Raw genomic sequence first — 451 nt, forward strand, 5'->3', positions numbered from 1 at the left:
GACCGCAACTTTTCGGCCGCGGTGCGGCCCCCCCCCCCCGCCGGGGGGGCCCCCCCCCCCCGTCGCTACCTGCGGATTCACTCCAGTCCACGCCAGCTAGTCCGAGAGAAGCGACGGCCCGCCGACCAGCGCGCCGAGCGGCAGGCCCTTCCAGGCACTCCGCTCACCCCGCCTGGCGTTGCGCGCATTCCAGCCAGGCGACGCCACCTGCTTGAAGGCCGCGCCCGGCCCGGGCCGGGCGCATGACTGTCGGCGCACGGCGACCTGGGCGGGCGGGCCGCGGCGGCCTCGCGCGGACCAGCCCCCTTGACGCTCTAGTAGACCGGTCGTATTGTTCTGGGTGTCGGAAGAACTCGGAACACACTCGGAGGTTGGACGTCATGGGTCGCATCAAGGTCGGTACGGAGAACAGTGCGGACATCGAGCTGCACTACGAGGACAAGGGTTCGGG

The organism is Streptomyces sp. NPDC085931, from assembly GCF_044540565.1.
In the GTDB taxonomy this organism is placed as follows: domain Bacteria; phylum Actinomycetota; class Actinomycetes; order Streptomycetales; family Streptomycetaceae; genus Streptomyces.